The sequence below is a fragment of the Catonella sp. genome, assembly GCF_052173895.1.
Lineage (GTDB): Bacteria > Bacillota > Clostridia > Lachnospirales > Lachnospiraceae > Catonella.
The window spans coordinates 1-9,069 of the sequence record NZ_JBQMXS010000055.1 but is presented as its reverse complement, the minus strand read 5'-3'; the positions used below and the strand labels follow the sequence as shown (position 1 = coordinate 9,069).

The 9,069-nt window shown below is 34.5% G+C and carries 8 protein-coding genes and 1 tRNA gene; 4 read left to right on the top strand and 5 right to left on the bottom strand.

Annotation, left to right across the window (positions count from 1 at the left end):
• The first annotated feature begins 95 nt into the window (after positions 1 to 95).
• The 3 genes from ACTTG8_RS09035 to ACTTG8_RS09025 all read left to right on the top strand — a co-directional run bounded on the left by ACTTG8_RS09035 (position 96) and on the right by ACTTG8_RS09025 (position 3,702).
• The gene (locus ACTTG8_RS09035; RefSeq protein WP_442561792.1) at positions 96 to 1,016 is read left to right on the top strand and encodes a helix-turn-helix domain-containing protein; all 921 of its coding nucleotides are present in this window, start codon (positions 96 to 98) and stop codon (positions 1,014 to 1,016) included.
• A 91-nt stretch (positions 1,017 to 1,107) separates the two neighbouring features.
• On the top strand, positions 1,108 to 1,605 hold the full coding sequence (locus ACTTG8_RS09030; RefSeq protein WP_442561791.1) for an RNA polymerase sigma factor: 498 nt from the start codon (positions 1,108 to 1,110) through the stop codon (positions 1,603 to 1,605).
• 18 nt (positions 1,606 to 1,623) lie between these two features.
• On the top strand, positions 1,624 to 3,702 hold the full coding sequence (locus ACTTG8_RS09025; protein ID WP_442561790.1) for a beta-propeller domain-containing protein: 2,079 nt from the start codon (positions 1,624 to 1,626) through the stop codon (positions 3,700 to 3,702).
• 42 nt (positions 3,703 to 3,744) lie between these two features.
• Here the strand turns inward: ACTTG8_RS09025 and ACTTG8_RS09020 are convergent.
• The 5 genes from ACTTG8_RS09020 to ACTTG8_RS09000 all read right to left on the bottom strand — a co-directional run bounded on the left by ACTTG8_RS09020 (position 3,745) and on the right by ACTTG8_RS09000 (position 8,100).
• Positions 3,745 to 3,832, bottom strand: a tRNA-Ser gene (locus tag ACTTG8_RS09020).
• Between the two features lie 84 nt (positions 3,833 to 3,916).
• A complete protein-coding gene (locus ACTTG8_RS09015) occupies positions 3,917 to 5,488 on the bottom strand; it encodes an ATP-binding protein (protein WP_442561789.1) in 1,572 nt (523 codons plus the stop codon).
• A 21-nt stretch (positions 5,489 to 5,509) separates the two neighbouring features.
• Complete coding sequence (gene hflC, locus ACTTG8_RS09010; RefSeq protein WP_442561788.1) at positions 5,510 to 6,385, bottom strand: protease modulator HflC; 876 nt, start codon at positions 6,383 to 6,385, stop codon at positions 5,510 to 5,512.
• Positions 6,386 to 6,396: 11 nt separating this feature from the next.
• Positions 6,397 to 7,380: an FtsH protease activity modulator HflK gene (hflK, locus tag ACTTG8_RS09005; RefSeq protein ID WP_442561787.1), complete on the bottom strand. Its 984-nt coding sequence runs from the start codon at positions 7,378 to 7,380 to the stop codon at positions 6,397 to 6,399.
• A gap of 21 nt (positions 7,381 to 7,401) precedes the next feature.
• Complete coding sequence (locus tag ACTTG8_RS09000; RefSeq protein ID WP_442561786.1) at positions 7,402 to 8,100, bottom strand: response regulator transcription factor; 699 nt, start codon at positions 8,098 to 8,100, stop codon at positions 7,402 to 7,404.
• Positions 8,101 to 8,359: 259 nt separating this feature from the next.
• Between ACTTG8_RS09000 and ACTTG8_RS08995 the strand changes: the two genes are divergently transcribed.
• Positions 8,360 to 8,884 (top strand): Ig-like domain-containing protein, encoded by a 525-nt coding sequence (locus ACTTG8_RS08995; protein ID WP_442561785.1) that lies wholly within the window; start codon positions 8,360 to 8,362, stop codon positions 8,882 to 8,884.
• Positions 8,885 to 9,069: the final 185 nt, after the last annotated feature.

Here is a 9,069-nt window from a genome sequence, read left to right as displayed (position 1 = left end):
TCTTATATCTATATAATATATTTAAAATATTCAAATTGCAACGGACTTTAAAGTCCGATTTAGTACATAATTAATAAAAACTTAAGGAGATTAAAATGTATTATAACCTTTTTTTATTTGGAGAAAGACTAAAAAGTATAAGAGAAAAACTGGGTCTTACACAAAAACAGGTTGTAGATATGGCTTTTATAGACGAAAGAACTCTTAGAAGAATGGAATTGGGGAAAGTGATACCCAAACTTGAAACCCTTGAAAAATTATCAGTTATTTATAAGACTGATTTGGTTTCTGCTATTATTGAGAGCCGCATTACAGATTATTCTATGTTATTGCAAACGCAAAGAAATATAGATTTAAAACTGATAAATGAAAAAATGTCTAATTTTGATAATGAATTAAAATTGATTGATAAGTTATTGGAAAACATTGAAAATGAATACTATAAAATACTAATTACGCAGTTTAAGTTCTTTATTTACGGTATTAGATATTATAAAAATAAAGAATATCAGAATGCAATGGATATGTATATAAATGCTATTAAACAGACATTAAATGATTTTTCGCTTGATAATTATAAGGAGTACAGTTTTTCGCTAATGGAAATAAGAATACTTATGAATATAGCCTTAGTTGAGGACAAATGTGAGCAGGATGAAAAATATGAAGAAATACTTAAATTTTGCGTAAACCAGTGTGACGAAAATAATGAAATATACACAAGAATCTGCCACAATCTGGCAGGTGTGTATAGAAAAAAGGAAGAGTATAGTAGAGCCTTGTTTTATGATAATAAAGGGATTGAAATATGTAAGAAAAATATGTTTGCTGATATCTTAGCAGTATTGTATTATGGTAAAGCTTTTGCTGAATACAGACTTGAAAAAACTGAATATAAAAAGTCTCTTGATTTGTCTTTGCAACTATGTAAGATATTCGAACAAATAGAACTAATGAAACAAATAATAGTTAATTGTGAAGATGTTTTAGGAATTGATATGTCTGAGTATAAATAATATTTTTATTTTCCTTGCAACATTTTGTAATTAAAACCACACTTATTAAGTGAAACTAGTTTAATGCCGGTTGGCGGATAGAGGTTAACTGATGATTAGAGATGCAGATGTATTTACTAAGAGATATGCAGAAGTGGCAAAAGACCTATACAGGTTAGCACTGTATTTTCTCAAAAATAAAGAAGATGCGGAAGATATGGTGAGTGAGACAGTGTTAGATGCATATAGGCAGATTGAGAGCCTTAGGGACGAAAGTCTGTTTAAGAACTGGATAGTGAAAATATTAACAAATAAATGTAGGATGAAATTAAAGGAATATGCACTATCTAAGGAGGAGTCATACGAGAATGTTGTGGAACTTGCAGATGCGAGTTTGCAGAGAGATAAATCAGGGTATGGGGTTGAGAAGTTTGAGTTAAAGGAAATGCTTATGAGGCTTGGGAATGAAGAGAGATTCATTATTTGTCTTTCAGTATTTGAAGGTTATAAGGGAGATGAAATAGCGGAGTATTTAGGACTAAAGCCTTCAACAGTAAGGTCTAAAAAACAAAGGGCATTGGCAAAACTTGCTGAGTATGTAAAAGAGTAAGGGAGGCAGAGAGGTGATATGGAAAGAGAAGAAGATATACTTAAAAAGCTTAAGAAACTGATGGAAGAAGAGGTAGAAATACCCGATTCTCTGCAGCCTGAAAGGATTAGAGAGAGGCTTGCTAAGGAGGATGTGGCAGCTAAAAATATAAAAAGGAGGAAGAATATGAAACATTGGATAGCAGGAGGAATAGCACTGGCAGGAGCATTGGTAGCTGCATTTGCGATAATGATAAACTCAGGCAATTTTGGGCAAGATGATGGGATGAGTAATATATTGACAAAACTGCCGGATACAGTGGCAGGAAATGTAGTAAAGGTAAAGAAGAAAAAAGTAAAGGGAATAAAACAGTTTAAGGATTATAAGTCGTTGTATAAGTATTTTGCAAAAGCATCGGAAAACAGGTATAGATATGAACAGTTGGCAGGAGCAAAAAATGCTGCCACAGATGACTTAGCGGCTACAAATGAGGCTAAGGCTAAGACTGAGGGTGGAAAAGGTGGAGAGGACTATTCAAAAACCAATACTAGGACAGATGGAGTAGATGAGGCGGATGTAGTAAAGACAGATGGAAAGTATATATATATCCTTAAGCATGTATATGAGGGAATACCTGAGATTAAGATAATAAAGGCTGATAAAGGTCGGATGGAAACAGTATCTTCAAGGTTTACTCTTGAGAGAAACAGTGATAGCAATGAATACTACTATAGTAATATTATGCTTGAAGGTTCTACACTTATAGTATTTAGGGAAGGAAATAAAAAATATAATGAAGAGTATAAATATGGGTATTTTAGAGAAAAGAGCATTACCGAGTTGTTGTTTTATGATATAAGTAATCCTGAAAAACCGGTACTTAAGGCTAAGCATAGTCAGGAAGGCTCTATGGGGCATACAAGGATGAAGGGTGGGATTATTTATACATTTTCAAACTCATATAGCGGATATTATTATCCTTTGGCAGAAGTAAATGAGATTGAATATGATGATTTAATTCCAAAGGTGGATGGAAAGACAATAGGAATAAAAAATATCTATGTACCTGAATATTCTTACGGAGATTGTTATATGGTTGTGACATCGGTAGATATTAAAAATCCGGAGAAAATAATTGATTCAAAGGTGATAATGGATGCAGGATATGACATTTATGTAAGTTATGATAATATTTATTTTTGGAATACTGAATATAAATCCTTTGGAGAACAGACCAAGATTACAAAATATTCTTATAAAAATGGAATAATAGAGCCACAGGCAAGTGCGTCTATCTTAGGAGCTTTGAATAATGATTATTCACTTGATGAATACAAAGGAAATTTGAGACTTGTAATTACTAAGGAGAATAGTGGATTTGGAATAATACCGTTTACTGAGAGAATGCCTAATATACAAAGGAGTGAGTCGGAAAATGCTCTTTATATATTAGATCAAGATTTAAAGGTAGTCGGAAAGATTGAAGGGCTTGCAAAAGGAGAGTATATTAAGTCGGCAAGATTTATGGGGGATATGGCATACTTTGTGACCTTTAGACAGACAGATCCACTGTTCAGTGTAGATGTAAGCGACCCTGCTAATCCTAAAATACTTGGTTATCTCAAAATTCCGGGCTTTTCGGAATACTTACATCCGTTTGGAAATGGACTGTTGTTTGGACTTGGGCAGGATGCAGATGAGAAGAGTGGGGGAATAAGAGGACTGAAAATGTCTATGTTTGATATTTCAGACTCCGGAAATATAAAGGAGATAGCAAAAAGTATTTATAGTGATGGAAGATATTCTCATTCGGATGCAGAGTATGATCGAAAGGCAATAACCATAGATGCAGATAAGAATATCATAGGTTTTTCAGTTTTAGCCTATGATGAGAGAAAAAATAGCGATTATAAAAAGTATGTAGTATATGGATTTGATAAGGAAAAAGGTTTTTACGAGAAATTCAGTTACGATTTTTCAAGTATAAGGATGTACTACGGATATTATATGCGTGGAGTATATATAGAAGATTATTTTTATATAGTACCTACCGATATAGATAAGATAGTCTCGTTTGACATTAAGACTGATAAGAAGGCTTATGAACTGGAATATTAAATGCAAAAAGTTCCTCAAACAAAAGTTTGAGGAACTTTTTAACGGAGTGGGTGGGATTCGAACCCACGAGCCTCTTTAGAGACTACCTGATTTCGAGTCAGGGCCGTTATAACCACTTCGATACCACTCCGTAACGAATATATTTTACTAGGAAAATATAAAATATTCAAGTGGCAGATTACCAAAAAATAAATTTTATTAAAGTTAATTATGATTATAATTCTATGGCTTTGATTTCATTGAATTCAAATTTAAACTTTGTACCTTTGCCCTTTTCGCTTTCTACATTTATAGAACCATCATGTTTTAGGGCTATCTGTCTTGCTATAGCAAGTCCCAGTCCTGAGCCTTTGGCATTTTGTCTTAGTTTGGACTTGTAGAATTTTTCAAAAATATGTGGAAGTTCATTCTCAGAAATACCAATACCATTATCAATTATACTGATTAATAATTTATTACCTGAATTTACATAGGTGTCACCTGCAAAAACAGCAGAGAAAAATCCTACCGAATTATCGGCAGTTTCTTTCTTTATTGTGATATTAACATTTCCATCATCATTGGAGAATTTTATTGCATTATCAACTATTACCATAAACATCTGACGAATTCTGTCATAATCACCATACATTAGCATAAGCTCATCATCGGTATCTAGATTTATTTTTACATTTTTTTCTTTGGCAAGAGCAAGGCCACTTCGAAGGATATCGGAGAAGACTTGAACAAGGCTTATAGGTTCTTTTTCAAGTGTGAAATCAGGATTTTGCATCTTAGAAAGTGCAAGCAAATCGCCAACAAGTCTTTCCATTGATTTACATTCAGTAAGCATTTTATGGTAATACTCAAATCTGGTAGCCTCATCATCTATGATACCGTCTAATAGTGTCTCTGAATAGGCACGTACAACTGTAATAGGGGTACGGAGTTCGTGAGAAACATTTGCAAAGAAATCAAGTCGCATCTGTTCGAGATTTTTCCTTTCCTCATCTGCCTGTTTAAGACGGTCGGACAGTGAGTCGATTGCTCCTGCCAGTTCACCAAGTTCTCCTCCCTCATTGATATTTGTATGAGCCTCATAGTCTGCATCAGCAAGCCTTAGTGCAGTAGCTCTCATTATAGAAAGAGGCCTTGAGAGTCTTCTTGCAAGGAAGACAGCAAAAATAAGAGAAAATAATAGGGCTATCAGGGTACTTATAAATATAATTGTAAAACTTCGGCTTATAACTATTTTCTGAGATTCAGAAACTTGATTTACAAAGACTGCACCAATTACCTCTTTGGATTTGGAGGCAATTATTGGTACAGCAGTAAATATATAGTCTGCACCATAAGTTTCTGAATATACATCCATAGCATCTGCCTCGCCTGAAAACACCGAGTCAAAAAGTGAGGAAATTTCAGGTTGAGTTTCCCTTGAAATGTCTATATTTGTATATTTTTTAGGCATTGGTGACTTTGACTTAGGATTTGAAATTATCCATATATCAGTTGTTTCTAATTCTTCAAGAACCTCTAGAAATGAGGGATAAGTAATATAGTCATCATCGTCAACAAATACACCTACTCTCTTTGCAATTGAACTCGCCTGCTTAAGAAGAAGTTTTTGGTTAGCTACTATGGCAGACCTTGAGTAGAGTTGTACAAATATAAGACCGGTGAGGATGGCAAATGCAACCACAACCAAAGCATAATTCCTGAACATAATAAAGAAAAGACTATGAACTATTTGTTTCAAAGTCCTTTTCTTTATTATGACAGGCTTAACAGAAAGAATATCTTTCATGAAAATACCGCCTTATTTAAATTATTCAAAATTACCGTAAAGTATTTTGGCAAGCTCGCTGTCTTTTCCGAGCATAAGCTTTTTCTCGCCTTGCCCACTAAGTGAAACTTTAAGTGCATCAAGACTTCTAATATAATTGTAAAACTCAGCCTTATCCTTGTCATTGTAAGCCTGTTGTAAGGTTTCCATGTACTTTGCCTCACCCTCAGCCTTTAACTTTGCAGAGTTTTTTTCAGCTTGAGCCTTAAGAATGGCAACCTGTTTGTCTGTTTCGTTCTGTATTTTTTTTGCCTTACTTTCACCCTCGGCAGTATAAGAGGCAGCTATATTGTTTCTTTCAGATATCATTCGGTCATATACGGCTTGCTTGTTGTCGTCAGGTAAATCAAGTGACTTTAACTGTGCCTGTACTATTTCGATACCGTATTTTTTTATGTCCGGATTTGCATCCGCAGTAATAGTCTGAGTGAGTTTCTCGCCCCTTGCCTCTATAATTTCATCCTGTGTCATGGAAGAAATAACAGATTTTACAGAATTATAAACAGTGATTCCTGTCCTATCCTTAGCATTATTTACATTTGCATTTAAGGTCTGATAATATACGGTTGGGTCTACTATACGCCAAAGGATGTACATATCTGCTATCATTGACTTTTTGTCTGCTGTCATAACATCACTTGGGCAAATGTCGTAGAGCTGGATGGATTTAGGTACCTTTCTTATATTCTGTATGAAAGGTAATTTAAAATAAAGTCCTGCGTTATTGTCTATTGCAACTATTTTATTAAACTGTAATCTTATACCATACTCATTTTCCTTAAGTGAATAGGTTGAACTGAAACCTAAAAAACCTGCAAGTATAAGCAATATCAAAAATAACTTTTTTGTCTTCTTCATAATTTCCTCACTTATTTATTAAATTTATCAACAGGATAAATGGATTGAGTCTTGCCATCTGTAATAATGATATTTAGATTAGGCAGGACTTCTTCAAGGGTTTCATAAAACATTCTTTTTTTGGTTATGAGAGGAAACTTTTTATATTCTTTGTAGGTTTCGCTAAATCTGGCAACCTGCCCCTCAGCTTCAGCTATACGGTTCTCCTTATATGCTTCGGCCTCTTTAAGTATTTTATCGGCATCGGCATTTGCAGAGGGGAGTTTTTCACTCTGATATTTGTTGGCATTATTTATAGCGGTTTCAGCACCTTGTTTTGCTGTTTCCACTGCTTTAAAAGCCTCAATTACCTGAGCAGTTGGCGGTTCGGCATCCTGAATGGAAATGTTGACTATTTCTATTCCGATGTTTACTTTTTCCATTTCTGAAATCAGCTTATTCTTAACTTCAGACTGAATCTTACCCTTGGCAGTAGTCATTACCTCATCAACAAGATATTTGGAAATGGTTGAACGGATAGAGGCTTTGGTAAGATTTTTAAGGGTATTAAGCGGATCATCAGTATTAAAAAGGAAGTTTTCAGGATTTACCACCTTGTATTCAAGATAAAAATCAATGTTTACAAAGTTAAAATCCTTGGTAATCATCATACTGTCTTCATAAGCAGAAGTATCTTCGATAGGGTCATTAGTACCGGATTCTTCATATCCTATCGGCATACCTTGGGTTGTAGTATTTACTGTTGTACGCTGTTGTATAAATGGAAGTTTAAAATGAAGTCCTGCGGTTTCAACACTAACTACCTTTCCAAACTGAGTAATTACTGCCTGTTCCTGCTCTGATACAGAATAGATGCTTGAAAATATTCCTACAGCAATCACTGCACCCAATACTATTAAGGAACTGAATTTTTTAACAGTATTTATTTGTTTATTAACATTCTCGTCAATGACAACCTTGTCATTTTTATTTTTAAAATTTTTAAATATATCCATTATAACCACCTCTGATATATGTTAATTTTCTATATTGAATTTATACCCCATGCCCCAAATGGTTTTGATGCTCCAGTTAGGATGTTCTACAGTATCAAGTTTTGCTCTAAGACGCTTAATATGTGAGTCTACGGTACGAGGGTCACCATAGTAATCAAACCCCCAAAGGCTGTCAAGCAGATTATCTCTAGTAAAAACCTTGTTAGGGTTTTCGGCAAGAGTCCACATAGTTTCAATTTCTTTTTTGGTAAGGGCAATTTTTTCACCACCAATGCTAAGTGAATACTCTTCAAGATTTATTTCCAGATTATCTATTTTAATAAAGTTTTCACTTGTGATATTGGAAGAAGTTTCAGGAGCTGTCATCCTTCTAAGGACAGCTCTAAGCCTAGCCATAACCTCGCTTGGACTAAAAGGTTTAACTATATAATCATCGGCTCCTATGTCAAGTCCCATTATTTTTTCAAAGCCTTCTCCTCTAGCAGTAACGAGGATGATTGGTACATTGGATTTGGCTCGGATTTTACGGCAAACCTCATAACCGTCCATCTTTGGCATCATAACATCTAAAAGTACGGCAGCAGGGGAGTGCTCATCAAAGAGTTTTAACGCCTCTTCTCCATCGGTTGCAATTATTGGATTGTAGCCTTCTTTTGTAGTATAGGCAGCCAGCACATTTGTAATATCTGCATTATCATCTGCAATCAGTATGTTTTGCATAGTGTTATACTCCTTTCACCCACTATAAATACTTGCAATAATTATAATAATTTTCTATGTCAGTTTCAAGTTAAATAAAGTTTATCAAATGACACGATTATGACAAAAACAAGCTGTATGATGATAAAGTCATAAGACAGACGGAGGTAAAAAGATGAAAAATCTTAGAAAAAAAGTCGCTCTGTCAGTCATGGTTGTGCTTTGTTTGATTTTGTCCCTCGGTACAAACAGAATAGATCTGTATGCTGGGGAGGTACTGATGAAAGAAAATATAGCAGAACCGAAGTTAAATGTTACTGAATTGTCTTTGGTAACAGATGACAAGTTTGCATTAAAGGTCTACAATTTGACAGAGGACCAGAACTTGTATTTTAAGTCAGATGATGACAGTGTGGCAAGTGTTTCAACCACAGGTGCTATTTCTGCACTTAAGGTAGGTGATACTACTATAACAGTAACACTTAAAGACAAGTCTATTAAGGAAGACAAAGTGTTTAAGTGTAAGGTATATGTAGGACCACCTGCTATAAGCATTAGGCTTACTTTGAGCGAGGTGACTATTGAGGTAGGAAAGAAAAAAACCTTGCAGGCTATTCTTAAGCCTAATACAACAGCAGAGGCTGCAATATTTAAGAGTTATGACCCTGAGATTGTTGCAGTGAGTGCGAGTGGAAAGATACTTGCAAAAAAGGTAGGAAAAACAACTATTGTTTCTTCGATTGCAAATGGAAGGTACGATATTTGTACTGTGAATGTAGTCGAAACTATTGAAAAAACTAAATAAGATTTACTTAAAAATCCCTTGCTTATATAAGCAAGGGATTTTGTTGTTTATAGACAACAAATACAGACTTTATTATTTTGCACTAAGAGCAGCCATTGTAATATAGTTATAAGGTTTATTAAAATGTGGGAGGAAGAAAATATCGAGAAGTTTTAACTTATCAATAGTAACTCCTTCTTCAATGG